Origin of the sequence: Adhaeretor mobilis, from assembly GCF_007741515.1 — a bacterium.
Taxonomy (GTDB): domain Bacteria; phylum Planctomycetota; class Planctomycetia; order Pirellulales; family Lacipirellulaceae; genus Adhaeretor; species Adhaeretor mobilis.
Map to the genome: position 1 here is coordinate 3,648,838 of NZ_CP036263.1, position 26,045 is coordinate 3,674,882.

The 26,045-nt window shown below is 55.5% G+C and carries 21 protein-coding genes and 1 tRNA gene; 10 read left to right on the top strand and 12 right to left on the bottom strand.

Annotated elements, in window-relative coordinates; genetic code table 11:
• Window positions 1–278 precede the first annotated feature (278 nt).
• From HG15A2_RS14420 to HG15A2_RS14450, 7 genes are all read right to left on the bottom strand, one after another.
• Complete coding sequence (locus HG15A2_RS14420; RefSeq protein WP_145060892.1) at window positions 279–569, bottom strand: hypothetical protein; 291 nt, start codon at window positions 567–569, stop codon at window positions 279–281.
• Between the two features lie 66 nt (window positions 570–635).
• Window positions 636–2,975: a diguanylate cyclase gene (locus tag HG15A2_RS14425; protein WP_145060893.1), complete on the bottom strand. Its 2,340-nt coding sequence runs from the start codon at window positions 2,973–2,975 to the stop codon at window positions 636–638.
• Window positions 2,976–3,209: 234 nt separating this feature from the next.
• Window positions 3,210–4,793, bottom strand: coding sequence for a glutamate--tRNA ligase (gene gltX, locus HG15A2_RS14430; RefSeq protein WP_145060894.1), 1,584 nt, complete (start codon window positions 4,791–4,793; stop codon window positions 3,210–3,212).
• Between the two features lie 209 nt (window positions 4,794–5,002).
• Window positions 5,003–6,112: a hypothetical protein gene (locus HG15A2_RS14435; protein WP_145060895.1), complete on the bottom strand. Its 1,110-nt coding sequence runs from the start codon at window positions 6,110–6,112 to the stop codon at window positions 5,003–5,005.
• Between the two features lie 560 nt (window positions 6,113–6,672).
• Entirely contained in the window at window positions 6,673–9,645 is a 2,973-nt protein-coding gene (locus tag HG15A2_RS14440) for a secretin N-terminal domain-containing protein (RefSeq protein WP_145060896.1), read from the bottom strand.
• A 164-nt stretch (window positions 9,646–9,809) separates the two neighbouring features.
• The gene (locus HG15A2_RS14445) at window positions 9,810–10,808 is read right to left on the bottom strand and encodes an isocitrate/isopropylmalate dehydrogenase family protein (RefSeq protein WP_145060897.1); all 999 of its coding nucleotides are present in this window, start codon (window positions 10,806–10,808) and stop codon (window positions 9,810–9,812) included.
• A gap of 97 nt (window positions 10,809–10,905) precedes the next feature.
• The gene (locus tag HG15A2_RS14450; protein ID WP_145060898.1) at window positions 10,906–11,346 is read right to left on the bottom strand and encodes a hypothetical protein; all 441 of its coding nucleotides are present in this window, start codon (window positions 11,344–11,346) and stop codon (window positions 10,906–10,908) included.
• 635 nt (window positions 11,347–11,981) lie between these two features.
• Between HG15A2_RS14450 and HG15A2_RS14455 the strand changes: the two genes are divergently transcribed.
• Window positions 11,982–12,164, top strand: a complete 183-nt coding sequence (locus HG15A2_RS14455; protein WP_145060899.1) for a CPXCG motif-containing cysteine-rich protein — start codon at window positions 11,982–11,984, stop codon at window positions 12,162–12,164.
• Between the two features lie 184 nt (window positions 12,165–12,348).
• Window positions 12,349–13,152: a polyphosphate kinase 2 family protein gene (locus tag HG15A2_RS14460; protein WP_145060900.1), complete on the top strand. Its 804-nt coding sequence runs from the start codon at window positions 12,349–12,351 to the stop codon at window positions 13,150–13,152.
• A gap of 34 nt (window positions 13,153–13,186) precedes the next feature.
• Here the strand turns inward: HG15A2_RS14460 and HG15A2_RS14465 are convergent, their stop codons facing one another.
• Window positions 13,187–14,275 (bottom strand): protein arginine kinase, encoded by a 1,089-nt coding sequence (locus HG15A2_RS14465; protein ID WP_145060901.1) that lies wholly within the window; start codon window positions 14,273–14,275, stop codon window positions 13,187–13,189.
• 45 nt (window positions 14,276–14,320) lie between these two features.
• Complete coding sequence (locus tag HG15A2_RS14470; protein WP_145060902.1) at window positions 14,321–14,842, bottom strand: UvrB/UvrC motif-containing protein; 522 nt, start codon at window positions 14,840–14,842, stop codon at window positions 14,321–14,323.
• Window positions 14,843–15,192: 350 nt separating this feature from the next.
• Here HG15A2_RS14470 and trpE point away from each other — a divergent pair, with 350 nt between their 5' ends.
• The 4 genes from trpE (at window position 15,193) to HG15A2_RS14490 (ending at window position 22,265) form a co-directional block, all read left to right on the top strand.
• On the top strand, window positions 15,193–16,722 hold the full coding sequence (gene trpE / locus HG15A2_RS14475; RefSeq protein ID WP_145060903.1) for an anthranilate synthase component I: 1,530 nt from the start codon (window positions 15,193–15,195) through the stop codon (window positions 16,720–16,722).
• 91 nt (window positions 16,723–16,813) lie between these two features.
• Complete coding sequence (locus HG15A2_RS14480; RefSeq protein WP_218931976.1) at window positions 16,814–17,323, top strand: YqgE/AlgH family protein; 510 nt, start codon at window positions 16,814–16,816, stop codon at window positions 17,321–17,323.
• Window positions 17,324–17,562: 239 nt separating this feature from the next.
• On the top strand, window positions 17,563–18,963 hold the full coding sequence (locus HG15A2_RS14485; RefSeq protein WP_145060905.1) for an efflux RND transporter periplasmic adaptor subunit: 1,401 nt from the start codon (window positions 17,563–17,565) through the stop codon (window positions 18,961–18,963).
• A 155-nt stretch (window positions 18,964–19,118) separates the two neighbouring features.
• Window positions 19,119–22,265, top strand: a complete 3,147-nt coding sequence (locus tag HG15A2_RS14490) for an efflux RND transporter permease subunit (protein WP_145060906.1) — start codon at window positions 19,119–19,121, stop codon at window positions 22,263–22,265.
• Window positions 22,266–22,316: 51 nt separating this feature from the next.
• On the opposite strand, the gene uxaC is transcribed toward HG15A2_RS14490, so the two are convergent.
• Entirely contained in the window at window positions 22,317–23,720 is a 1,404-nt protein-coding gene (gene uxaC / locus HG15A2_RS14495) for a glucuronate isomerase (RefSeq protein ID WP_145060907.1), read from the bottom strand.
• A 162-nt stretch (window positions 23,721–23,882) separates the two neighbouring features.
• A tRNA-Cys gene (locus HG15A2_RS14500) sits at window positions 23,883–23,954 on the bottom strand.
• A gap of 283 nt (window positions 23,955–24,237) precedes the next feature.
• On the opposite strand from HG15A2_RS14500, the gene HG15A2_RS14505 reads away from it, so the two are divergent.
• Together HG15A2_RS14505 and HG15A2_RS14510 are read left to right on the top strand one after the other, a co-directional pair.
• Window positions 24,238–24,615 (top strand): hypothetical protein, encoded by a 378-nt coding sequence (locus tag HG15A2_RS14505; RefSeq protein WP_145060908.1) that lies wholly within the window; start codon window positions 24,238–24,240, stop codon window positions 24,613–24,615.
• 26 nt (window positions 24,616–24,641) lie between these two features.
• Window positions 24,642–24,992 carry a hypothetical protein gene (locus HG15A2_RS14510; RefSeq protein WP_145060909.1) on the top strand — a complete coding sequence of 117 codons (351 nt, stop codon included), beginning with the start codon at window positions 24,642–24,644 and terminating at the stop codon, window positions 24,990–24,992.
• 49 nt (window positions 24,993–25,041) lie between these two features.
• Here the strand turns inward: HG15A2_RS14510 and HG15A2_RS14515 are convergent, their stop codons facing one another.
• The gene (locus HG15A2_RS14515) at window positions 25,042–25,419 is read right to left on the bottom strand and encodes a hypothetical protein (protein WP_145060910.1); all 378 of its coding nucleotides are present in this window, start codon (window positions 25,417–25,419) and stop codon (window positions 25,042–25,044) included.
• Here HG15A2_RS14515 and HG15A2_RS24120 point away from each other — a divergent pair.
• The gene (locus HG15A2_RS24120; protein ID WP_218931977.1) at window positions 25,418–25,567 is read left to right on the top strand and encodes a hypothetical protein; all 150 of its coding nucleotides are present in this window, start codon (window positions 25,418–25,420) and stop codon (window positions 25,565–25,567) included. The genes HG15A2_RS14515 and HG15A2_RS24120 overlap by 2 nt on opposite strands.
• A 233-nt stretch (window positions 25,568–25,800) precedes the next feature.
• Window positions 25,801–25,980: a hypothetical protein gene (locus HG15A2_RS14520; protein ID WP_145060911.1), complete on the top strand. Its 180-nt coding sequence runs from the start codon at window positions 25,801–25,803 to the stop codon at window positions 25,978–25,980.
• Window positions 25,981–26,045: the final 65 nt, after the last annotated feature.

Consider the following 26,045-nt stretch of genomic DNA (forward strand, 5'->3'; position numbering starts at 1 on the left):
TACTGAGCATTGCTGAAAATGCAGGCGGCGGGGCTCGGCTGGCGGTATCAAATCGGCCACTTGTTGACCGAAATCAATGAAGCCTTGCAACACCTGCCGAGACTCACAACCTACCGCAATTGCCCTAGCAATGCAATCGGCTGAGCTCGGCTCACGACTAGCCCCATGAGCCCCGGAAGTGCGCGAGATACGACAAAGCGATAGATCGTTTTGAGACTCTGTGAGAGTCTACCTATCGACCGTCGCAAACCGAATCGAGACCGCCGCTCGAACTGGCGCTAGCGAGAGGTTCGCAGCAGTTCGCGTAAGCGTAGCTCTTGTTCTTTGAGTGAATTAAGCTGTTGAGTCAGATTGCCGAACAGCGATAACTCCTTGTCCTCAGGAGCTGTCGTGGGAGTAAGCCAGCGGGCTTCTTGATCCTCAAATGCGGCATCGACCGTGTGCGGACCAAGGAGAGTGCTACGACTTGAAGATCGCCCGAAAGGCTCAGCCGCAGGAGGCTGAGTCCCTGGAGAAGTCGACGCTGATGATTTCCGCGCCGGGGCGTGCGTGGGAGTAGGGCTACGCATCGGACTGTGGCCTTTTGTTTCGGAGGGGTAATTGCGTGGGGGGAGACCCGATCATTCGAAGTGCGATCAAACCACAGTCGGTTCAAAACGTCGTGGCTCGTCTTGGGGGGTGCCGTCATCTTCGCGGGCCATCAAGTAAGCTTTGAGACTTTGAACGAGCAAGCGCGCACGTTCGGCTGTGTCCGCGTTGCGACGACTGCGACCCCGTTTGGGGCGGACCTTCACGATTGTGTGGGTGCGAACCTGTTTGCCAGCACCAAAGCCGGCACCATTGGTCTTTTCAAAGCGTTCTTCGGAGAACTCGATCTCCACGATGAAGCGGATCTCGCGATCGCCGTTGCGACGTTGATACGCAACAGTTTCGCTAGTGATCTCCATATCCACACGATTTTCTTTCGTGCTCAGCACTTTCGCTTTGTGATCGGAAATGAAGCCGCGCAGTTTTTCAATAGCAATGTCGCTAGGGACCATGCTGCTGAGCTTGGTTTCGATAACAGCTTTGCCGCGAATACCACCCAAGCTCCACCACTTTTTCTTCTTCTTTTTTTGCTCTTCCATACCGTTTCCCAACTGGACGACTTGATTACGCCCTTGTTCTTTGGCCATAAGGAGGGCACGATCCGCACGGCGGAGCATGCTTTCAGGATTGTCGCCAGCCTGAAGTTCGGTAACCCCGAAGCTGGCGGTAATGCGTTTGTTGCCGAGAACCGAATGTGGCGTTTCGGACAGTTTTCGGCGAATCTGATCTGCACGACTTGCCGCGGTGGCATTGCCACAATCTGCGCAAAGGACGGCAAACTCTTCTCCTCCGTAGCGGGCAACGAGATCGCCTGATCGGCACATCGATTTCAGCAGGTTGGCCACCGTGATAATGGCTTCGTCGCCCGCCTGATGCCCAAAAGTGTCGTTAATACTCTTGAAGTGATCGATATCCACCATAATCAAACTGCATGGCATGCAGGCTTGTTCGTGGGCATCAATGAATAGGGCCTGCATGCGATCGAATTCCGCACGGTTGGCGACCTTGGTCATCGGGTCTTTGGTAACTTCGGCGTGGAGGGCTTCGCACTTTTCTTCTAACGAGGCCTCTGGCTGAGCATCGTGCAACATGACCGTGGCACCCAACAGGCTGCCACTAGTGCCATGCACTGGAACGGCATGCAGATCGATGGCGACATGCGTGCCTTGTCGACCGAGCAATTGCAAGCGTTGTCGAATCTGTGAGCTTGACTTGATGGCTTGGGCAACCGGGCAGGAGTCGTTAGCGACGCGCCGTCCATCGCTATTGCACATGTCGAGCAAGTCGGGCGTGAATATACGCCCTTGAGCAGCACCAGCACTCACACCGGTGAGCCGTTCGGCTCCCTTGCTCCACAGTTGAATGCGAGATTGCTCATCAACAAACATGACTCCGTCATGCATGGCGTCGATCAGCTTTTGCTCGAACAACGAATGCCCGTTGATCGCCTGCGGCTTGGTCGCTGGTCTTGAGGGGACCAAATCAGCTGGCACGGAAGAAGCCTGACCAAGTTGCCAAGGCATTTCTCGAGAATGTGTATTGAGTTCACCCAGCCAACGCGAGGCAACTTTCTCAGTAAGCAGGTCCTGACGCTGCGAGAGCAGATCAACAAACTGCTTCACAAGCACGGGGTCGAACTGTGTGCCGGAGCATTCAAATAGTTCGGCAATCGCTCGATCACGTGGCATCGCTTGGCGATACAAGTGATCGGTAGTCATTGCGTCGAAGGCATCGATGATCGCGATCATGCGAGCCTCCACGGGAATTTGCTCTCCCTTAAGAGGCAGATCACCGGATGTCCCATCGAACGAAGCAGTCGAGTACTTGACCGCATCCAGTACACGTTGCGAACTACAGCACGAGGCGAGAATCTCAACACCACTGCGACGATGCTCCAAAACCGTGGCAATCTCTTCCGCGTTGAGCCGACCCGGCTTTAGCAGAATGCTGTCCGGCACGCCCATCTTTCCAAGATCGTGCATTAGAGCAGCAAGTTCCACGGCGTCATGACTTTCGTCATCAAGCTTCTTATAGAACGCCCATGAACTGCATCCCAGTGCAACACGCAAGCAGTGCGACGCAGATTGTGGGTGCTTATGCTTTAGCGAGTTGAACAAACCACTAGCCATCCCAAGACGAACTTGCACAAGTTTGTTTTCGTGCTCGTTGGTAGGAACGGGCTGAGCTGAAGCGTTTTTTACCGATAGACCACTTTCCGCGGCAGCGTTTTCTAGGGCGCTCAGCAACGAGCTAATCTCAGCGACCCGTGTTTGAGTAGCCTCCATACGCGTTGTGACAGTTCCCTCGGCAGGTGCCGAAGCAGCATGTGCTCCTGGGGTAGCCACTTCAGGTGTGTCTGACGTCAGTGTGTCGGAGATTGAGAGCATGAAACGTGTGAGGTTTATGGGAATGCAGCCGAGGTGGCCGTTTGCATCCCTTCGTTTGAATTGAAGAGTCAGCTAGACCGCTATCTAGCGACCGCATCTAGGGGCGAACTGCTGCCTAACCGTACGTCACACAGCGTAAGCCCGCAAATTAGTGCGGCCGGGTAGAAAAGTTATGAGAGCAGAACTCTCTGAAACCGGCAGTATAGAAGGAATAACCGGTAGGAGTGGAAACGCTTAGGCAATGGAGTGTTCAAGCGCCCGTTGGATTCGAGCCATGCAGGATTCTCGGCCTAGGATCTCAAGAGTCTCGAAAACGCCGAATCCGACCGCCTTGCCGGTGACTCCCACACGGAGAGCGTGAATGATTTGCCCGATCTTGATCTGTTCACGCTCTACGAACCCATGCAAGGCCTTATCGAGCTCGCTGGCAGTGAACGGCTCCACCGTTTTCAGTGTGTCTGCGAACTTACGGAGCAACTCGCGTGCGTCCTCTGGCTTGTTGATGCGCTTTTGAAACGCTTTCTCCTCAAGAGGCAATTGCTCATTCGGCGTGAAAAAGTCGTTGTAGTCGAGAATATCGCCTGCAACTTTCACTCGATCGCCCGCCGCGGTGAGAATCGCCGACACGCGAGGAGCCGTATCGCAGGCAGGCGGGGTATCAATGAGACCAGCCGTCTGTAGAAAAGGCACGCACAGAGCGGTCTTCTTCTTCAAATCCAACTGAGTGAACGCGCGCTCTTGGAACGCCATGAGCTTTTGTGGATCGAAGCTCGCCGGAGAGTGGTTCACTCGCTCCAGCGAAAAGTGCTCGACCATTTCGTCCACTGTAAACTCTTCTCGCTCGCCATCCAAAGACCAGCCCAACAGCAGCAAGTAGTTAAGAATCGCTGACGGCAGAAAGCCAACTTGTTCGTAGAAGTCGACGATCACAGGGTTGAAGGTGTCGGCCGAGGTTTCCAAGCCAAGTCGTTCTGCGATGCTGTCGCCGTGCTTCTTCAAAGCCGCGAAGTCGCGATTCTTCAGATACTTATCAAGCTTGCGCTTGCTCAGCTTGTTCTTACTCCCAGGCTCGGCTACGTAAGGCAAATGAGCATACTCAGGAATCTCATACCCGAGGCTCTGTGCGATAAAAACTTGCCGTGGCGTGTTGGGCAAGTGTTCTTCAGCGCGGATTACATGGGTGATTTCCATCGCGCGATCGTCGACCACGCTCGCCAAATGGTACAGACACGACCCATCAGCACGCTGGATCACGTGGTCTTGCTCGCGAGCCCAATCGAAACGTACTTCGCCACGGATCAAATCGTTGAGAACCAGTGTTCCCTCGCGCGGCATCTTTAGTCTCACGACCGCTGCACGTCCCTCGGCCTCGAACTTCGCTACCTGCTCTGGCGATTCTGCCATCCACCGACGACTATAGGTAAATGCTTCTCCCGAGGCTTGTGCTGCTTCGCGTTCGGCTTGCAGCTCCTCAGTAGTAGCAAAGTCACGGTAAGCGAAGCCCCCTGCGACCAGCTGTTCGGCTGCTGCTTCATAAAGCTCTGAACGCTGCGATTGGAAATAGGGTCCGTAGTCTCCATCCCCACCGGCGCCGCCCGCCTGTGGGCCCTCGTCCCAGTCTAGCCCTAACCAACGGAAGCCGTTGAGAATCGGCTCGAGCGCTTCCTCCACATTGCGTTGCTGATCTGTATCATCCACCCGTAGCAAGAACTGCCCATCGTGCTTGCGGGCAAACAGCCAGTTGAACAGGGCGGTGCGCACGCCGCCAATATGCAGGTATCCGGTAGGACTGGGGGCAAAACGAGTACGGACACGCATGGTGTGTTCTACAAGCAAAGGCAGGGTTGGCAGGAAACCCACCAGCTTAAGTAGCAGGGAGACAATACAGAAGGGCTACCGCTCGGTAGCTGAACCTGAGCGGGTCTTAACAAAAGTAGGCAAAGGAAACAAAGTTCGGAAAATATCCAAGCTTTGTTCTCACTGTTACTTCCTGCAAGCCTCTTGGGACTTCCCACATAACAATATTGCTAAGCCGCTCGGCGGTTGGCGTTTTGCTTTCGCAAGCGTTTACGCTCTGCCTTGGATAATTTACGAGGCTTCTCATCGCCGTAGTCCTCAGGCTCGCTGCCGTCGACCCATTGGCTTGTTGCAGGTTTTTCCTTCTTGGCAGCATTCTTGCTCTTGGTGCTGGCAACCTCTGGCTTAGGCTCTTCGCGCGGCAGGGGCTTTTCTTCAGTTGGCTCTTCAGGTGCTGTCTGCTCGCTAATCTTCAAAGCGGGTTTCGGCTTGCGAACCACGGTTTCGATGAGTCCCTGCACGTCGAGTACCACGTGGCGTGCAAACAGCATCATTGTTGCTAAAGCAAAAACGTGGCCGACGAGCGGTAGTACGGCTGCGACGGCTGCGATCCAAGGAGTGGCTAACTCGGGTGTCCAGCCGAGTGCTACGACGCAAGTGGCAATGTAACAGGTGGCAGCCGCCAACCCGGTCGTGAAAGCACATTTCGATTCACGCATTTCCAGCAAGGCACGAACACCAATCCACAGGCCGAAAATCGCCGTCGGGGCGATCCACCACTCAGCGGCTGAGGCGGTGACGCTCCAACCCGTGGCGGACGCAACGGCTTGCGTGGCTAGGGTGTGCAGTTGTGCGATCGAGTTGAAACTCAACAGCGCCATGGCAGCCGACGCCCACCACCACACGCGATAACGGCCCTTGTCGTCGTCTACCCGGTGACGTCGCAACATATGAATCATGCGTAGATACACCGCGACAACGAGCAGCACGGCGGCCGATAGCCAAGCAATGGTGCCAGCTGCGACTTGTGTGCTTATACTAGCAGCCGATACTGCTGGCAACTTATTCGCCACTTGCGGAGCAAAATGCACAAGTAGTGCCGTTGCCGTTGCCGCCACTAGCAAGAGCGTCGAAAGCAGGACTACCGTACGACGCTGGCGAGGTACAAAATCGGTGACCTGCGGGTGATTCTCAATGTTTGCCTGGGCACCATATCGCGGCGTATCTCCCGCATTTTCTGTGCTTGCGTTAGAAGCCGCTACCGTCACTCCTGCTTGAGAGCGAGCTTCTTCATTAAGTACTCGGCGACGACGATCACCCCGTGATCTGCTGCTTGCCATAAGGTATTCATCCGTGAATCAAGAGAATCGCGCACTGCTAGCGCGTCGAGCAATCAAAAAACTTGTTGCGTACCTCTGCTTCGTTGCCAGCTACGCATGAGCACCGACAACGTAAAAGTGCCGACGCTACAATCCGCATCGGCATTTCTACTCGCCTGAGCGTTACCAGCAGAACCAGCTGCGGGTTGTTCCAGTTTGGTAAACTAGAGAACATGAGAGTTGTGAAACGACAAAGTTCCTTCGTTCATCTGCCTTCTTGGCACTCGTGGAATGATTCTTGATAAAGCTTGACGATTGTAGGGGTCGATTTGGGTTCGGATCAATAACATGCCTGGGGGGTGCCGGGCGTAAGCACTCGCTCGTGAGGATGGCAACAGGCAGGCCAGCATTATCAAAAACGACAGGAATTGGCACTGCTACGAGAAGACATCTACTGCTTGCGAGCAGCCGTAGCCCAGCGACGAAACGCATGCCTGAGAACTTTGCCGGTGACTTACCGCCTTTGCTGGGGCGCTGCAGCGTCTCAGCCTCTGGTTAGCGATATGAGCTTGAGTAATGCGTCATTTGCCCTTGCCCGTGTCGCTTTTGCTCTCGCCGTTTGCTTTCCCGCCACTCTTATTACCGCTGTCTTTTCCGGGTGGCTTGTTCCCGGGCCAAGGTTGACTGAGCGCTCCAGAGAGTGCTTCACGCAGCTTGTCTGACGAGACTGTCCCACGAACCTCGTGGACTTGAACAATGGTGGCGGGTTTGGCTTTCTCGTCGAGCTCGCGGACGATGGCAACAACCGAATCAAATACTTGTTCTTGAGCAGAGATGATAAGCGTGTTGGAAATCTCATCCACTCCAATCGAGAGTGCTCCTTCGAATGCCATCTTTACCGGGGCCGACTTCTTATTCTTGCTGTCGTCATTCCCGCCAAAAAAGCGATAATGTGTCTCGGTACGGGACTTACCCTGGCCGTCCTTACCTTGAAATTCCTTGTCCTTTGAACTCAAGAGATCACGAAACACTTCTTTGATGGAAGTGGCAATGTCTTGGGCACTGGAATACTGAATGGGGATTGCTTCGGTACGTCGAGCGGCGACAGAATCTTCACCTACAGGACGGTCGTAGATTTCCATGAGTTCGTCAATCGTCGCAATCTGAGCGGCGCTGGCGTTCTGAACGACAATGGTATTGGTATCGATGTCCCAGATGAATCGCAGTTGCCGACGCTTGCCAAGAGTCGTCGGACCGGCGGCTTTATTCTGCCTCCCACGGTAGTCCCCCCAGTAGTCGTAGCGTGATTCTGTCTGCCCCTTGAGCTCGTCCTTGAAGTAGTCTTCTAGATTGATCACAACAAGGCTCGCACGCGAATTTTTCAGCCAGTAGGTCTTGAATTCTTCGGCTGGGGGCTCCAACTGAGCCATGAGGTCTTCCAACTGGTCGAGCGCCGCTACATCGTCCGAGGCAACAATCAATCGGCCGTCGGGCGTTACGGTGATGCGAATCGGCTGAACTGGCTGTTCCGTTTCGACGGTTTGCGCTTGTGCCTCTGTGGGCTGTGTCTCGGTTTGGGTGGATTGCTCAAACTGCACAAATTGAACACGCACTCCGGTCGATCTTTCCGTGAGCTTATCTTGCTTCTTGGGAGGCGCTTCCTGCTGGGGCTGCTCTGCCGGAACGACTGGAGCACGTTTGATTTCTATAGGGTTCTTGCCGCCCCAGGCCTGCTGCAATCGTTCTAGCAGTTCAGCGGTCTCTTTAGGCGAATGCGCATCGTATACACGAACCCGATTCGGATTGGCTGCGTCAGGCGTCGTCAGAGCGCCAATTTCCTCGAGTAGCGTGACCACCTCCTCGTGTTCTTCTACGGTGGCCCACAGGAGCAAGCGATTGTTTTCAATATCGGCTTGAATGCGCATCTTGCCGGTGTCCTCATCTTCGTCACCCCCACCATAGCCATAGTATCTGTAGCGAGACCTGCGGTCGTTGTCTTCATCCTCTTCCTCGCCGACCATTAGCGCTTGAATAGTTCCCGCGACTTGGTCGGCTAGCACGCGTCGGTTCAGCCAAATCACATGCCCTGTACGGGCTACACCATCGAGTTGGTCGATGAGTTTCTTAATCTTGGCGTGATCCGATTCGGTAGCCGTGGCGTAAATCGTGTCGCTCTTGCTGTCGGATTGAAATCGCGTGAGGGGGTGAAGATCGCCGATTTCTTTCAGCGCGGTGACGATGGAGTCTGTACCAGCGGTCTCCGTGGTGTATTCCCTGAATTCGAGCTCCCGCCCCGCGTAAACTTCTCCACCGGTGTTAGGAACGTCCACCATCTTGATGGTCCGCTCGATAACTTCCATGGTCGCCGGTGGTGCGTTTGCGAGGATCACATTATTTTCCTTATCTACCGCAAGATACACTTTGATTTCGCTCGGCTTAAGCATCTTGCCAACATCAGCCCCTTGTTTCATCATGTCCGAATAGAGCTTCATGCGTTGTTGTTCAATCTGCAACTCTTGCGGCGTCTTCCGAGTCGCTGGGTCGAGCCCCAAGATGATCATTACTTGATCTACCACGTACTCCGCGCGGCGGTGCCTAATCATGAATTGGGTGGGTCGCACGTCTTTGGTGATGGCCGATTGTTGCTCGTAAATCAGTTCGCGAACGCTGCGCAAGTTGGCTACGGTATCAATGATGTGCAGCTTCTTGGTCGCCAGCAGCGGCTGAATTTTGGCATTGCTGCTCGTTAGTATGGCGACATCCTTGGCGGCTTGCTCGGGATCCATACTTTCTGGCAGTTGGAAACGCACGCGCACGAAGTCGTGCGGAGGATAATCCTCCAACTCATCAGGCTCGACACGCGGAATGAAGCTTGGGTCGAGGTCCTTAATCTTGTAGGCTGATAGTAGTTCGCCGGACACCACCAACGTGAAGCCACGCACCTGAAGATTACGATTCAAAAGATCGCGTGTCTGCTCAAGCGTGTGTTTGCGACGTGTCTTGAGATTAAGATAACCGTCGGGCAGTTCTTCATACTGAAAACTCAAATCGGCGACTTTCGCATACCATTCGAGTACGTCCTCCCAGGGTTGTCCCTGAAAGCTGAATTGCACAAAGCCATCTGCATCAGGCGTGATCTCTAGTTCCTCACGACCACCTCTCTTCTTGGGCTCGGTTGGACGTTTGATGGTACCATTTTCTTCTGATTTTTCGTCTTCATCCTTTTTGTCTTTCTCATTCTCCTCTTCTTCAGATTTCTCGTCCTTCTGGGCTTCTTTGTTATCGTCATCTTCCGAATTGGCAGCGGCGGCGGCTTGGACTGCCGCTTTTTTGGCTTCTATCTGCTCCCTAAACTGTTCCACCTGCTCCGAAGTGGGACGGCCGCGTCCCCCACGCTCTCCGCGTTCTCCGCGTTCCCCTCGCTCCCGTTGAGCGATGGCAACCTCGCCCAATGAAGCGGTTAGAAAGACCGCACACAGTGGCAAGATGCACATCCTAAGGTGAAACCTGCGGTGTTTGAGATAGGCAGATGAAGCAGTCGGGATATCGGCCATGAATATGCTCGTCAAAGTGAGGATTTAATGCCTAAAGCGGGACCGCGCTAGCAATGGATCATTATAGGCAGCAAAGGGCCCGCGCACAAAACGATTCCCGCAGCTGCAGGACATCGCTGGTCCGGCGTCTTCCACTCAGGAAATCACGGTAGATAACCCTGGCGTTACAGCTGGCCGATAACCGCGGCTACAAATTGAGCTGTATCCGCTTTACCGCCCAGATCGCCTGTGAGCGTTTCGCCTGCGAGTATCACGCTTCTGACAGCTTGTTCAATGGCGTCGGCCGGGCCTTCTTCGCCCAAATATCGTAACATGAGCACGCCGCTTAAGACCAGCGCCGTGGGATTCGCAATGCCCTTGCCGGCAATATCCGGGGCTGTACCGTGGACAGCCTCGAACACGGCAATTCCATCACCAATATTGGCGCTGGGCGTGACACCTAGCCCGCCGACAAGGCCGCTGGAGAGATCGGAGAGAATATCGCCGAACAGGTTTTCCATCACCAGAACGTCATACTCCTGGGGATTCCGCACCATCTGCATAGCCGTCGCATCAACAATCGAGTCGTTGAACTCGATGTCCGGGAACTCCTTGGCGACTCGGCCACAACATTCAAGAAACAACCCATCACTCAACTTAAGAATGTTGGCCTTATGAACGCAGGTCACGCGTTTGCGTTTCTGCTTGCGAGCCGTTTCAAAGGCGAATCGCGCAATTCGTTCGGAAGCTTTACGAGAGATGATACGTAGGCTCTCGACCACGCCATCTACGACCTCATGCTCCAGTCCGCTGTAAAGCCCTTCGGTATTCTCGCGAACGACGATCAGATCGACATCTTCGTACCGGCTAAGAATGCCGGGCATCGTCTTTGCCGGGCGATAGTTGGCATACAACACTAACTTTTGTCGTAGTGCGACGTTCACACTACGAAAGCCAATGCCTTTGGCGGTGGCCGTCGGGCCTTTCAAGGTAGCGTCCGCTGCGCGCACGCCTTCAAGCGTTGCCTCTGGGAGTGGATCACCAAACTTCTCGTGCGCTGCCCGACCGGCGTGCAATTCAGTCCAAGTCGCTTTGACGCCAGACGCTTCGATAATCTCGATGGCTGCCGCGACAACCTCAGGTCCAATTCCGTCGCCGGGGATCATAGCAAGTTGTCGAGTCATCGCTCTTCTTCCAATCTATTGGGCTTCTACGAGTGAGTTGCGAGTTCCATCTAGCAGCAAAAAACCGGTCGAGGCGTAGCTCGCCGGCTAGGGATATCTATCCGTCGCTGGGGCGTGCCTCAAAGGGCACGGTTAGCGCGCAGGCACCGCCGGCCGTCACCGAGATTGCGAGAAACCCGTTCTCACTGTCTTCAAGCTCGAAAACGGCGGAAAGGTACGGAAACAGCTCAGGAATCCGTTGCCGAGCCTCCTCATGCGATACCGCCGTTGCGAAGACGGTCGTGCTGTCTTCGCCAGCAGCCTCGCGACTGGCTTGCTGCTCAGCAATGGCGTCCTCCACAACGGATCCGCCGAGCCAGCCGGAAACGATAGGTCGACCGATCTCGTCTTCGCAGTCAATCAGTAACAGTACCGGCTGTACGACACCTTGTTCGAGAGCCGCATCATATTCAGCAAAAGCAAGCTCAAGGCTGTCCTCGAGCAAGTCCTGCTGCGCTGTCACTGCCGCGTCGTCGGTGGCTTGTTGTTCGCTGCTCACGATTGGTAACGCTCTTCTGCATTGGCGGGGGATCCTTATCTGCGTTCTGAACAGACCAAGGTACCAGACGTCTAATTTCGCACAAGCGATCTTGTAGGCCGCAACGAGCAACGCTTATTGCGGCATGTCCCACGTAGAAAGAGTGCCCACAGCCGATTGTCAGAGAAAAGCGTTACACTTATTCACGCCTACCTCTGCACGAATGGCGGCACAAAAAAGAAGCAGCCCGATCACTCGTGAGAGCAATCGGGCTGCTGTCGTAGGGTGCTTTGAGTGCAGGCCATTGAGACGGGTGTCTCGCAGGCGGGCGCTCAGAAGCAGGTGGTGGCTGTCCGTTGGACAACCCGCCGGAGGTCAACGGTTCACACCACCTCGTTGGCATAGTTCAATAATATTCAATTGACCACCTCCTTCCGTAATAGGTTTGTTGGCGGCCCGCGATGCTGCCAAGCACCGCCAGCGGCCCAATTGCCCGTCGTGTTGCGTTCACACGACCCGTGACTGCATTATAATCACACTCGCTGAGTAAACAGCAAGTGCGATCTGCGAATTCTCGTTAAATTCGACGCAGCCTGCACTTAGGACGGCGAATTAACCCAACGGGTTCGCCCTTTTTTGAGGAATTTTTCCAACAAATGCAGCCCGAAGCCTCCTACACCTGCGACTCCTGCGGCGAGGAAATCGTCGTGCCGATCGATCTAACCGCTGGTAGCGAGCAGCAATATGTTGAGGATTGCCCTGTATGTTGCTGCCCAAACGTTATCCGTGTGACCCTGGATTCTGAAGGAGAGGCTGATGTGTTCGGGGAGCGGGAGTGAAATTTCCCCGAGTACTGAGGAGACTAATGAACCGTAAAGAGCGTTAAGCTCGCATTGAGTCTGCGAGCATGACCATCTTCGAGAGACTCTTTGCGTACTTTGCGGTTCCATAACTAGTGGAAATCGCCGTCAACTACTGCAATAATCGGCGCTCGCGAATAACTCTCCTCGAAGGCCTTCAGTAATGACACAAGCTCTCGCACCCAAACCGCTTTCCCAGGTCGCTCTCAAAGACTTTGATCCCCGTCACATCGAAGGTGATTGGGACAAGAAATCTGCGGCTAAGCAGATTGAAGAGAATACCGAGGTCACCCGCGAGTTGGCGTATCGTTTGTATGCTGAGAATCGTCGCGCGGTGCTGTTGGTCCTGCAAGGTATGGATACCGCGGGCAAAGACGGCACGATTCGCACGGTGTTCACCGGCGTAAATCCGCAGAGCTGCCAGATCGTGCCGTTCAAGCAGCCGAGCAACGAAGAACTTGATCACGACTTCCTGTGGCGCATCCACAAAGCGGTTCCCCGCCGCGGCAACATTGGCATCTTCAATCGCTCACACTACGAGGATGTGCTCATAGTACGCGTACACAACCTCGTTCCCAAGAGCGAATGGGAAACCCGTTACAAGCGGATCAACGAATTTGAAGAGCTGATCTCTGATGGCGGCGTGGTGCTATTGAAATGTTTTTTGCACATCAGCAAAGAAGAGCAAAAGGAACGCTTACAAGCACGTCTCGACCGACCGCACAAACGCTGGAAATTCAGCAAGGGCGACTTGGCAGAGCGTAAACTGTGGGACGACTACCAACAGGCTTACGAAATGGCAGTCAGCAACTGCAATACGGAGCACGCCCCTTGGCACATCATCCCGTCAGATCGCAAATGGTACCGCAACATGGTGGTGAGCACACTACTGCGAGAAACCTTAGAAAAGCTCGACCCGCAGTTCCCATCGGAAGAACAGGGCCTCGACGACATCGTCGTGGAATGAGAGGGAGGCTAACCCTCGGAATGACACCTTCGAATCAATTATTCGAAGGATCGCTCGTGCCATCCACATTCAAATGCTGCCTGAGGTAGGTCGCCCGCTCTATATTCCGATCCGCAGCATCGAGCTCATTCCCTGAGAGCTTCTGCAGGTGAGCAGGCTGTGTGTGGATCAATAGCTTGTTGATCGTAGGGATCGGCAGATCTCCGATGAGCCCTAAGTTGATGCCCATTCGTACGCTGGATAGCAGATGCAGCGTTTCCTCGGAACTAATTGTCTGGGCAGTGCGTAAGATGCCAAATGCACGGCTCACGCGATCATGCAGCGTTTCCTGGCTCTCGTGGATCAGGAATTCGCGGGCTTGGCGCTCGTAGCTGATCAGCACGGGCACGACATCAGCAACCTTTTTTGCCAGCCCTTCCTCGGTTTGCCCGAGCGTGACTTGGTTGCTAATTTGGTAAAAGTCGCCTGTTGCTTGCGAACCTTCCCCATACAATCCGCGGACGGCCAAGTTAATCTTCTGCAAGCTCTTGAATACTTTTTCGATCTGCCGCGTGATAACCAACGCCGGCAGGTGCAACATGACGCTCACCCGCAAGCCCGTGCCCACATTCGTGGGGCAAGCGGTCAGATAGCCAAGCTTGTCGCTGAAGGCGTAGTTCACCTGCTCCTCGATCAAATCGTCGAGCATGTTAATACGTTGCAGCGCCGCTTCCAGGTCCAACCCGCTGTGCATGACTTGAATTCGCAGATGATCTTCCTCGTTGATCATGACGCTATAGCGCTCATCGGTATCGATGACCACCGATCGTGCACCGTCGCTCTCGGCATGTTCGCGACTGATGAGTTGCCGCTCAACGAGAAACTGCCTATCCACTTCAGCAAGGTCTGTCACATTAAGATACAGTGCATCGCCGGGCGCTTTGCCCGCTTCTTGGATTGCTTGAATTTGAGAATGGAGAATTCGCTCGATCTCTGCACGGTCTGATTCGGTGGTCTTCGAAATGAACGGAAAGTCTGCAAGATTGCGTGCCAGCCGAATGCGGCTGCTGATCACGATATCGGCCTCTGGGCCGGAGCCCCGCAGCCATTCGCCATTCGTGCTAACTAGATCGTCGAGATTCATGTTGTTGTTGGTTTCTAAGCTGGTTTCTTAACGGTGAGGGGCGGCTTAGCCATTGTCTTTACGAAACTGCTCCTCAAGAGCCCGAATCTCATCGCGAAGTTCCGAGGCCCGTTCATAAGACTCGGTCGCCACGGCTTCCTTCATCTCTCGACGCAAGCGTATGATTTGCGTTTGCTGATCGGCCCCGGCGGCGCCACATTTGGGGGACTTACCGATGTGCTGAGTGTCGTCGTGGATGTTCATCAACAACGGCTCAAGCTCTTCCGCAAAAAACGTATAATCGTGTGGGCAGCCAAGTCGTCCTTGCTTGCGGAATTCTAGAAAAGTGATTCCACACACAGGGCAAGCGCGTTGGTCGAGCCGTTTCAGATCGTCAGCCGATTCACCAACCGCAAGATGCTGGGCGAGCAATCCAGCCATGGCAGGCATCACTTCGGCGGCTTCTTCCTCTGTGGGCGTCAGGTACGTCTGCGCACACTCTTCGCACAGATGCAGCTCGTTGGGTTCACCGTCCACGAGATCCGTAATATGGAACGTCGCCGGGCGCTCGCAGCGTTGGCACTTCACGGCGGGTCTCTTTCGCGTGTGGGAAGTTATCAGGAAAGCGACAGCTATTTAGCGTCGCTGGGGGGTATGTCTAGTTGGACTATAGCGTATGGTCGCTTGGCCTAGGGATTCTAGCTAGGGCCTAGGGAGTGTCAAGGCAAACCGCCGCCCTGTAAGCCGTTATGAGAAAACAACATAAGTCCGTCTGTCCGGCCACGTCATCCCGTTGTGAGCCCGCCAGTGCAATGTTAGATTGGTTTGCTCAGAAATACTGCGAACTTTCCGCAGCAATCACTGGTCGCTTGTGTAGCTATAGCTGCCAACCGCCCCAGCTCCAACCAACTGGGCCAGCACCCAAACACCAAGACTCTATGTCACACCAGCCGCAACTCGATCGATTCACTTCTCTGGCTGGTGAATTTGACTATGTGCCGGTGTATCGTGAACTGGTGAGCGATGCGCTGACCCCAGTGCAAGCATTCCGTCGGCTAGACCAGGGCGTGGCAGCCGGGCTGTTCGAAAGCGTCATCGGTGGCGAAAAAGTCGGCCGCTACAGTTTCATCGCTAGCGACCCCTTCATGCTGCTCACCGCTCATGGCACTTCAGTGAAGATTCAACGCCGAGGGGATAGCCAGCAGTCCAGCATCGAAGATTGGTCACTGAAAGAACTCGAAGCGGACAACCCGCTGGAAACCCTCCGCGAGCAAATTAGCGCCGTGCGCGTGGCCCATCTGGAAGAGCTGCCACCCTTTATCGGCGGTGCGGTCGGCTACGCCGGCTACGACACGGTGCGCTACGTAGAAAACCTACCCAATGCGCCTGAGGATGATCGCAAGCTGCCGGACTTGGCATTTGGCCTGTTCGATCACATGGTCGTGTTCGACCACGTTCGCAAGGTCATCTATGTGCTGGTGCTCGTCGATGTACGCGGCATGAGGGGCAAACAGATTGCCGAGGCTTACCAAGCCGGTAGTGATCGCGTGGATGGTTTTGTGGAACAATTGGGCAATACCGCAGACTCAGTTGCATTGGCCGACATCCATACCGGTGGCGAAATCGAACTTGAGTATGCGTCGAACTTTACTCAGCAGGAGTTTGAATCTTCCGTCGAAAAATGTGTGGAGTACATCCGCGCTGGCGACATCTTTCAAGTGGTGATTAGTCAGCGATTGGAAGTGCCATTCGAGTTGCCGCCGTTTGAACTCTATCGCACCCTTCGCGTAGTGAACCCCAGCCCGTTCATGTTTTACCTGCGCATGCCCAACGTGACACTGGTAGGCAGCTCGCCTGAGATCATGGTGCGCGTAGTCGATGGCCGCGTTACAGTCCGTCCGCTGGCCGGTACGCGCAAGCGCGGCGAAACCGAAGAGGAAGACCAGCGCCTTGGCGAAGAACTGCTTGCCGACCCAAAAGAACGGGCCGAGCATGTGATGCTGGTTGACCTGGGACGCAACGATGTGGGCCGCGTAGCTGAGTTCGGCACCGTCGAAATCTCTGACGTAATGGTCATCGAACGCTACAGTCACGTCATGCACATCACGAGCAACGTGAATGGCCAGCTCACTGCTGATCGGGATTCGTTCGATGCTCTGGCCGCCTGCTTACCGGCGGGCACCGTTTCCGGCGCGCCGAAGGTACGGGCAATGGAAATCATCGACGAGATTGAACCCCACCGCCGTGGTCCTTATGCTGGAGCCGTTGGCTATCTCGACTTTGCGGGCAATATGGACACCTGCATCGCCCTCCGTACGGTGGTTATCGCCGACGGCAAAGCCTATGTGCAAGCTGGTGCTGGCATCGTGGCCGACAGCAACCCAGCAGCCGAATACCAAGAAACGCTCAATAAAGCCGGGGGATTGCTCAAAGCGATCGAAATCACAAGAACCCGGGCGCTCAAATAGCTTTTTCTCTCCCACTTCCCCAATAACCTACTCCCCATATCCTCCCTTAATGCATTCGCTCTCCGGCCACCTCCTTGTCGCATCGCCTCACATGAAAGACCCAAGCTTTGCGCGGACCGTCACGCTCATGTTGCGACATGAGGAAAGCGGAGCCTTAGGCGTTGTACTCACACAACCGGGCAACAAAACCGTCAGCGAAGTGTGGGAACTCATCGAGGCACCGCCAGTGGATTGTCACGACGATGTCTTTAACGGCGGGCCCGTGCCTGGCCCGATGATTGCTCTGCACGATTCCGAGTCGCACTCCGAGCAAGAAGTCTTGCCAGGGCTACACATGGCCATGCAGCGCGATGCCATCGACTCGCTCGTGCGCTCCGAGGACAGTGTGTACCGTCTCTACAGTGGCCACGCGGGCTGGGGTGGTGGGCAGCTCGAAGAAGAACTTCAGGCGAGCGGTTGGCTGAAGACCCCTGCATCGATCAACGAAGTATTCAGCGACCACGAAACCCTCTGGCAACGCACGATCAGCAAGATCGGCATCAGTATCGCCGCACCAAATATCGACCCTAGCCAGGTGCCCTCCGATCCTGGGTTGAATTGAACCGCCTCCGCCCTCCCTCCCCCCCCCCCGCCGCTTGCGGATTAGTCGACCGCACTCTGCAGGCGTTTTGCAAGTACACTAGTGCTTATGAGCTATTTCGAGTCGCTCAGCAGTTCAGAAAACCGGGCGAGTCATACTACTCGCGGGCTACTGTCGACAAGGGTCCGCTAGAACAAGCTCGAAATACCTTAGTACCCGCCGCCACCGAACCGATTGTTCCCATCAAGCGATCATTGACCATGCACTCTTGTAGAATTCTAGCGAAGTATTTCAAGAATTTGCTGTTCGCCTGCCTGCTGATCACGCTCGGCTGTCGTGGCGGAGACAATGCGCCCACCGGCCCGCCAATGCCCGAGGTGAGCGTTGCTCGGCCGGTCCGACAGACGCTGATCGAATGGGACGAGTACACAGGGCGCTTGGCTGCCGTAGATTCCGTGGAAGTCCGCCCCCGCGTGGGTGGTTACTTGCGTGAAGCCAACTTCAGTGAAGGCGAGATGGTCGAGAAGGGCGATCTGCTGTTTGTGATCGACCGCCGCCCCTTTGAGACCGAGCTTCGCCGAGCCAAAGCGCAGGTCGCCGAGGCAAAGGCGAATCTCTTGCAATCACAAGCCCAAGTCGAACAAACCAAAGCGAAGAGGATGCAAGCAGCGGCAGCCGTGGGACTGGCCGAGACAGAACTCCAGCGAGCAGCCGGGCTCGTGGGAAAGAATGCAATTTCTAAGGCAGAGTACGACACGCGCGCAAGTACTCTCACACAAGCTCGGGCGGATTTCGATGCGGCCGGATCGAACATTGCTGCTGCCGAAGCCCAAACCGGCGTTGCCCAGGCAGCCATCGAGACGGCTGAGGCCAACGTTCATACCGCCGAGCTGCAGCTCGGTTACGCTGAGGTGAAAGCGCCGATCACCGGCCGGGTTGGCGCGAAACTCGTCACCGAAGGGAACCTCGTCAACGCTGGCAGTAGCCAAGCCACCTTGCTGACGACGATTGTGGCGTTAAATCCGATCCACTGCTACTTTGACGCGAACGAACAAGAATTTCTCAAATACGTTCGTCTCAGCCAAAATGGTAAGCGTGAAAGCTCGCGCGATGCGAAAAACCCGGTATATCTCGCACTGGTTGACGAGCAAGGATTCCCTCACCTGGGGCACATGGACTTCGTTGACAATCGAGTCGATCCCAACACTGGTACCATGCGAGGGCGAGCCATATTCCTTAACGACGATGGCACACTGACTCCCGGACTGTTTGCACGTGTCCGCTTGCCAGGCAGTGCTTCCTACGAGGCGATTCTGTTGCCCGACGAAGCACTGGGGAACGACCTTTCCGAGCAGTTCGTCAACGTCGTTGGCGAAGGAAACAAAGTCAGCCGGCAACGGGTTGTCGCGGGCCCGGTGAGTCACGGCCTGAGAATCGTTCGCGAAGGGCTCACGGGTGACGAGCGAGTGGTGATTCGCGGTGGCCAGAACCTTCGTCCGGGAATGGAAGTAAAGACAGTCGTCGAGGAGCTCTCTATTGCAGATAAAGAAACGGCATTGCCAGATGAGTACGAACCTGTACCGCGAGATCGGTGGATCACGCGAGAGAACGCGAATTCACCAGAAATCTCTCACGACTTCAAGAGTAATAGTGGTAAGTAGCACGCCGCTTGTTGCTTGAATACTCTTCGAGAATCGTCAGCCACCGAGCTTGCTCGGCGCGGGCTAGGAAAACAAACCGAGCGTCGAGCAAGCTCGGCGGCTAACGAGACCTGTAACGCCAATCAACGTCACCGTAAGGCATATCTCACTTAAAGATGAAACTTCCTCACTTCTTTATCGACCGACCGATCTTCGCTTCTGTGCTATCGATCGTCATCGTGTTGATAGGGGCCATTGCCTACTTCCAGCTGCCGGTCGCGCAATACCCTGAAGTCGCTCTACCGACGGTCGTCGTGCGAACGTCCTATCCGGGCGCTACGCCTGAGACTATTGCCCAAACTGTTGCTACACCATTGGAGCAAGAGATTAACGGCGTCGAAGACATGCTCTACATGGAGTCTTCGTCTACGGGCGACGGTACGATGAGCCTGACAATTACTTTCAAACTGGGAGCAGATCTCGATCAGGCCCAAGTGCTGGTGCAAAACCGCGTGGCCGTGGCAGAGCCACGGCTCCCGGAGGAAGTTCGCCAGATTGGTGTGAGCACAACCAAAAGCTCGCCCGATTTGTTGTTGGTTGTCCACTTACTCTCGCCCGACAATACCCGCGATCAGCTGTACATCAGCAATTATGCGTATCTCCAGCTGCGAGATCGGCTGTCCAGGCTCGACGGTGTGGGCGACCTGCGTATTTTCGGCGGGCGAGAGTATAGCATGCGCGTGTGGCTTGATATGGACCGCATCGCGTCGCTAAACCTTACCGCTGGCGACGTCGTCGCGGCTATGCGCAGTCAGAATATCCAGGTAGCAGCCGGAACCATCGGCCAGCCACCGCTAGAGAATGCAGGAGCGAAGCAACTGATGGTCAGCACCAAGGGCCGCTTGCGCACGCCTGAGGAATTCGAGCAGATCGTTGTGAAATCGGGCGACAACGGCCGATTGGTGCGCGTGTCAGACGTTGCTCGCGTGGAACTAGGCGCCCAAGATTACAGTTTGAATAGCTATCTCGACGGTCAAAGCGCCGTGGCGATGGTCGTGTTCCAAAGGCCTGGCTCGAACGGCATCGACACTGCCAATAGCGTGATCGAGACGATGGATGAGTTGAGTGATGAATTTCCCGCAGGTCTCAATTACGAGATCGTTTATAACCCCACGCAGTTCGTGAGCGACTCGATCGACGAGGTGTTCGTCACACTGCTTCAAGCAGGTGCTCTTGTCGTGCTGACGGTGTTCATCTTCCTGCAAAATTGGCGATCGACGATCATCCCAGTAGTGGCGATTCCCGTCTCGCTGATCGGCACGTTCGCTTTCCTGCTGATGCTCGGCTTCTCGTTGAACATGCTCTCGCTATTCGGCCTTGTTCTGGCGATCGGCATCGTGGTAGACGACGCGATTGTCGTGGTCGAGAACGTCGAACGTCTCATGGCAGACGAGGGACTCAGTCCGCGCAAGGCCACCCACCAGGCGATGGATGAAGTCGCTTCGGCGCTGATCGCAACGACGCTGGTGTTGATCGCGGTATTCGTGCCTACCGCTTTTATTGCGGGCATCAGCGGGCAGTTTTACCAACAGTTTGCAGTGACCATTGCCATATCAACAGCTATTTCAACGCTCGTGTCACTGACGCTGAGTCCCGCTTTGTGTGCGATCTTGTTGAAACCCAAGGGAGCGAAACCCAACTGGCTCGACTCAATTAGCGACAAAACGCTCGGGTGGTTCTTCCGCGGCTTCAATCGCGTGTTCGACTTCCTTAATAATCTCTACGGCCAAACCGTGGGCAAACTGCTGAGGGTGAGCGCTGTTGCATTGATGGTCTACGGCGGGCTGCTAGTGCTAACGTGGTTGGGTTTCTCGCGCGTGCCCACCGGCTTTATTCCTGCACAAGATCAAGGCTACTTGATCGTGGCGATCCAACTGCCCGATGGCGCCTCGCTTAGTCGTACCGACGAAGTCACGCAACGCATCAAAGACCTCGCTCTGGAAACTCCTGGCATCGCCCACGCAGTCGCGTTTGCCGGTTTCAATGGGGCGACCCGAGCTAACAATGCCAACGGGGCGGCAATTTTCACGCCGTTTGAAGATTTTGAAACTCGCACCGCAGCCGGTCAAAGTGTCGATTCGATCCTCTCCGACCTACGCCAACGTGTGAGTGCGGTTAAGGATGCCCAAGTTTTTGTAATCGCTCCGCCACCAGTCCGTGGCATCGGTACTGGCGGTGGCTTCAAAATGCAGGTGCAAGACCGCAGCGGCGGAACGCCACGCGAACTGCAACAGGCGGCCTTCAATCTGTCGATGGCAGCGAACAAAGAGCCAGGACTCGTCCAGGTGTTCTCTAGCTTCCGTGCCGACACACCACAGATTTACGCGGATGTGGATCGCACCAAAGTGCGCATGATGGACGTGCCGATTGGCAACGTGTTTGATGCCCTGCAAATCTACTTGGGCTCGGTCTATGTGAACGACTTCAACTTTCTTGGTCGAACCTACCGGGTAACGGCCCAGGCAGAGCCCCGTTTCCGCGATGACATCAGCGATATTGCCCGCCTCCGCACGCGCAGCAACTCGGGGGCTATTGTGCCATTGGGTTCGCTCGTAAATATACAAAGGACTTCTGCGCCCGACCGTGTAGTGCGTTACAACCTTTTCCCTGCCGCTGACATAAGCGGCGATACGCTACCAGGCACCAGCTCCGGGGATGCAATCGCCACCATGGAACGCCTAGCGGAAGAAACCTTGCCCCCAGGATATGGCTTCGAGTGGACCGACTTGGCCTATCAGCAGATCGCAGCTGGTAACACAGCCATCTACATTTTCCCGCTTTGTGTGCTGTTCGTTTTTCTCGCCTTGAGCGCCCAGTATGAGAGCTGGCTATTGCCGTTGGCCGTAATTCTCATTGTGCCAATGTGTTTGCTTTGCGCAATTTTTGGTGTGTGGTTACGTGGCATGGACAACAACATCCTCACGCAAATCGGCTTCGTCGTGCTGATCGGATTAGCCTGCAAGAATGCGATCCTCATTGTGGAGTTCGCCAAAGCGGAAGAAGAGAAAGGCAAGAACCGCTTTGATGCCGCCATCGATGCCTGCCGCTTGCGTTTGCGCCCGATTCTGATGACAGCGATGTCGTTTGTGCTGGGTGTCATCCCGCTGCTGATCGCCACGGGCGCAGGCTCGGAAATGCGCCGCGCCTTGGGCACCGCCGTATTCGCCGGGATGCTGGGCGTCACGATCTTCGGGCTGTTCTTCACGCCGATCTTCTACGTGGTGCTGCGGAAGTTCTCGCCTGAGAGCTCAACTAAAAAATAACTGATTCGTGAACTCGTCTGCCCACCGCTCGTGACTTAGCCGTCCGGCGTTTCACACACCCAGCCCCAAGTAGTCTCGCGCGTTTCCGTAGCACAAGTCCCGCACCATGCTACCAACCATCTCCATATCGCGGGGCAGGGCACCGCGCTCGATGTCGCTTCCTAGCAGCTCGCACAGGCAGCGGCGGTAGTATTCGTGGCGGGGGTAAGAAAGCAGCGAACGGCTATCGGTAAGCATTCCCACGAAGCGAGAGAGAAGGCCCAGGTTGGACAGATCGTCCAAGTGACGCGTCATGCCGTCCCACTGGTCGTTGAACCACCAGCCGGCACCCCACTGGAGTTTGCCAGCGGCGCGGCCATCCTGGAAATTGCCGATTACTGAGCCCACCGAGAAGTTTGCTGACGGGTTCAAGTTGTAGAGGATCGTCTGGGGTAGGGCGTCCTCCTGATCGAGCTGGTCGAGATAGCTGGACAGCGCGGCGACCGAGGGCATGTCGCCAATGGAATCGCAACCTGCGTCGGCGCCCACTTCGCGCATCAGACGCGTACTGTTGTTCCTCAGCGCCCCGATGTGCAGCTGCTTGGTCCAACCCCGCTTGGCGTCCAGGCGTCCGAAGAACAGCATCATGAAGGCGCCGAACTGCTCCTGCAAGTCAGCATCAGCTGCCTTTCCTTTAAGAGCATTAGCAAAAATGCCCGCCGCGGCTTCCTGCGAACATGCATCGGCTAGCACTTTGGTGACATCGTGATCGGAGAGCCGACCACCCATTTCGTGAAAATACGCGTGTCGCTGGTCGAGGGCATTCAAAAACGCGTCGAAATCGGCGATTTCAATATCAGCGGCAGTCGCCAATTGACTTACCCAGGGATTGAAGGCATCAGGCCTATCGACCCACAAAGCACGATCGGGGCGGAATGTGGGATAGACTTCTGTCGGGCAATCGCCGTTGGCGATCTCCCGGTGGTGAGCCAAGTCGTCCACGGGGTCATCCGTCGTGCAAACGACCTTCACGTTGAACTTCTTCAGAATGCCGTGGGCGGAAAGGTCTTCGCTGGCAAGTCGCTCGTTGGCACGCTTCCATATCGACTCAGCCGTGTCCGGGCCGAGTAGCTCTTCGATGTCGAAATAGCGTTTCAGTTCCAAATGCGTCCAGTGGTACAGCGGGTTTCTCAGCGTGCGGGGCACCGTTTCCGCCCAAGCCAGGTATTTGTCGTACGGATCGGCATCGCCAGTAATGCGCTGCTCGTCAATTCCGTTGGCTCGCATGGCACGCCACTTATAGTGGTCGCCCCCGAGCCAAATCTCGGCGAGATTCTCGAATCGGTGATTCGTGGCAATCTCTTTGGGGCTGAGATGCGTGTGATAGTCGAGAATCGGCTCGTTCTCGGCAAAGTCGTGGTAGAGTCGTCGGGCCGTTTCTGTGGTGAGCAGAAAATCGTCGTGGATAAAGGGCATGGCAGTCTGTGGGTCGTTAGCCGTCGTCGTCACGACGACGTTGGAGGGATCTATACGAGTCCCCCCCATTTTGCCTGAAAACCGCTTTCTGAGAACTGCCCCCAGGCCACAGCCTACAAAAAAAGCCGCCCCCTGCGAGAAATCGCAAGAAGCGGCTTTAAGAGGCTCCGGGCGGATTCGAACCGCCGATGTCGGATTTGCAATCCGATGCCTTAGCCACTTGGCCACGGAGCCGTGTCTGTTTCGGTCGCATTTTGCGACGCGTCCTCTGCACACCCGAAAAATTAGGGAATCGGGCGGTCTTGGTCAAGTGCAACTATTATATCGGCTAGGAAGCCCGGGGGAACTGAGGAATTCTTGACAACCATTCCGACACCGACACCTCAGGAGCATTCTGCTGAAGGTGCCAGCCGTAGCGGTTCGATTCTAAGGGGCAGGCGATCAAACGCACGCGATCCTTGTCCTGAACCTGGGAAACCGGGCTCAGCGAACCATTCAGACCCACCGGGAAGAACTCATGTTCAAGCAAATTCTGAGTACGCTTACCTCGATTCAGTCAAAACAGGGCCAGCAACGGCAGGTCGAGCTACTCAGCCGTCAAGTTGCTGAGCAGAGCCTCTCAGGCGTCACACAGCTGATCGCCGGATCTACCTCGGGAATGACCCTCTGCGAAACCCGCGGCTACATTCGGGCTCGTAGCGGCAAGGAAATCCGCAGGCAGACCCGTCTCCTCCTGGCCAGCGGTACGACGGGTAGCGGTGATATCACCTCAGCTATCATACGGAAAGCGACTGAGCGGTTAGTCCCTCGTGTACTCCGGCAACTGGTTGCTGGCCAGATTGGTCATGCTCCTCAGGCGGTCAAGCCACAAGCGGCACTTCGCTTGGCTGCTTAACACGAATCACTTGCTACGGGGGAGTCATGGATTGCAATGCTTACCCTTCGCTGCCCAAGCTGTGCGTGTTGAATGCACGGCTCTCGCAGCAGAACGGTCGTGTTACGGCATGGGTTGCCGAGCGCGAAACGAACTTTGAACGCCTGCGTAGCGCTACAGCCTCGGACGACCGCCTAGCAATGCTGGACGCGGTTGAGGCCATACTCAGCGATCCGCGTCACAAAACCCACCGATCGCTGTTACGTTCGGGCGACAAACTGCGTGAAGCTCTCTCGACACGGCTAGCGCCCGCTGCAGTACGCAGACGCCTAGCCGAGGCCATGCTGTGCGAGTGCCGCCGTTCTCTGCAAGCCAGCCACGGTCGTACTGCCGCTTAGCTCCGCCCCCTTAACGATCTGTAACGCTGCCTATTCTGTAACGTCGTGGCTACCGATAACGCCCAGGGCTCACAACCACAATGGGGCGGTGCGCGGTGAACCAACCGAAGGGTCGGCCACCCGGCATTTGCCATGCGGGGCTGTACATTGAAGTAAACGCTATACCCGTTGCTGTCGGACGGCTTGGTGAGAAGCCATAGGCTTTGGCGGCAGCCAAGCGGGCCATGCGTTGTTCGGCACGCACCATCGATTTCCGCTGTGCGAAAGTCGGTTGAGACGCGTTCTTCGTGGCCGGTTCGTAATACCATCCGGAATTCTCTTCTGAACCATCGGCCGATGAGCCCGGCTCGCGATCTTGAGCCGTGGTAACCACGCTGATTGAAAGCACCAGAGAGAGCGTGAGTAGGGAGCGTGAGAAATTGGTCATGGTCGAGATCTTAGTCATTTTCATGGCGATGCCCAAAGTGTTGGCAATAATTGACGAGAAGCGACGAAATCCCCAACAGCCCCTCGTGGGTGCCGGAAAGATTGAGCGGTCACAACGATTCTTCGGCCAACATGCCGAGGAGCATTGAGCCAGATCAGCCCTCATGAGGCAATGCCTTAGAATTGTGGTATGGTCAGTCAAACTGAGTAAACTTTGACGGCTAATCGTGCGTAAACTCAGATTCTGGTTACCGATTCGCTAGCAATGCATTGTTTGTGGCTGGTGGCACTGGTACGCTAATTCGCACAGCTTTGAAGGGACGGTGGTCTGATCACACTCCAAGTGGCGGCGTCCCCCAAGCAGAACAAGGAGAAACAAGCTATGAAATCACTCGGAATTTGGATGCTGGGACTTTGCCTGACTATCGGTACTATTGGCCTAACCGGCTGCGCCGGCGGCGAAGCAGACACACCAGCAGACACAACACCTGCCGTTGGCGACGATGGTGCTGCCGACGCCGGTAGTGATGCTAAAGAAGCAGGTGACGAAACGGCTGAATAGGTTCGTTTCGAAGACAACAAAAATGAGAAGCGAGGACAGCTCTCACCAGAGGTCCTCGCTTTTTT

Coding starts and splice junctions, on each gene's coding strand:
- HG15A2_RS14420 (WP_145060892.1), bottom strand. CDS start 569: ATGCGTAGCCCTACTCCCACGCACGCCCCGGCGCGGAAATCATCAGCG.
- HG15A2_RS14425 (WP_145060893.1), bottom strand. CDS start 2,975: ATGCTCTCAATCTCCGACACACTGACGTCAGACACACCTGAAGTGGCT.
- gltX (WP_145060894.1), bottom strand. CDS start 4,793: ATGCGTGTCCGTACTCGTTTTGCCCCCAGTCCTACCGGATACCTGCAT.
- HG15A2_RS14435 (WP_145060895.1), bottom strand. CDS start 6,112: ATGGCAAGCAGCAGATCACGGGGTGATCGTCGTCGCCGAGTACTTAAT.
- HG15A2_RS14440 (WP_145060896.1), bottom strand. CDS start 9,645: ATGGCCGATATCCCGACTGCTTCATCTGCCTATCTCAAACACCGCAGG.
- HG15A2_RS14445 (WP_145060897.1), bottom strand. CDS start 10,808: ATGACTCGACAACTTGCTATGATCCCCGGCGACGGAATTGGACCTGAG.
- HG15A2_RS14455 (WP_145060899.1), top strand. CDS start 11,982: ATGCAGCCCGAAGCCTCCTACACCTGCGACTCCTGCGGCGAGGAAATC.
- HG15A2_RS14460 (WP_145060900.1), top strand. CDS start 12,349: ATGACACAAGCTCTCGCACCCAAACCGCTTTCCCAGGTCGCTCTCAAA.
- HG15A2_RS14465 (WP_145060901.1), bottom strand. CDS start 14,275: ATGAATCTCGACGATCTAGTTAGCACGAATGGCGAATGGCTGCGGGGC.
- trpE (WP_145060903.1), top strand. CDS start 15,193: ATGTCACACCAGCCGCAACTCGATCGATTCACTTCTCTGGCTGGTGAA.
- HG15A2_RS14480 (WP_218931976.1), top strand. CDS start 16,814: ATGAAAGACCCAAGCTTTGCGCGGACCGTCACGCTCATGTTGCGACAT.
- HG15A2_RS14485 (WP_145060905.1), top strand. CDS start 17,563: ATGCACTCTTGTAGAATTCTAGCGAAGTATTTCAAGAATTTGCTGTTC.
- HG15A2_RS14490 (WP_145060906.1), top strand. CDS start 19,119: ATGAAACTTCCTCACTTCTTTATCGACCGACCGATCTTCGCTTCTGTG.
- uxaC (WP_145060907.1), bottom strand. CDS start 23,720: ATGCCCTTTATCCACGACGATTTTCTGCTCACCACAGAAACGGCCCGA.
- HG15A2_RS14505 (WP_145060908.1), top strand. CDS start 24,238: ATGTTCAAGCAAATTCTGAGTACGCTTACCTCGATTCAGTCAAAACAG.
- HG15A2_RS14510 (WP_145060909.1), top strand. CDS start 24,642: ATGGATTGCAATGCTTACCCTTCGCTGCCCAAGCTGTGCGTGTTGAAT.
- HG15A2_RS24120 (WP_218931977.1), top strand. CDS start 25,418: ATGGTCGAGATCTTAGTCATTTTCATGGCGATGCCCAAAGTGTTGGCA.
- HG15A2_RS14515 (WP_145060910.1), bottom strand. CDS start 25,419: ATGACCAATTTCTCACGCTCCCTACTCACGCTCTCTCTGGTGCTTTCA.
- HG15A2_RS14520 (WP_145060911.1), top strand. CDS start 25,801: ATGAAATCACTCGGAATTTGGATGCTGGGACTTTGCCTGACTATCGGT.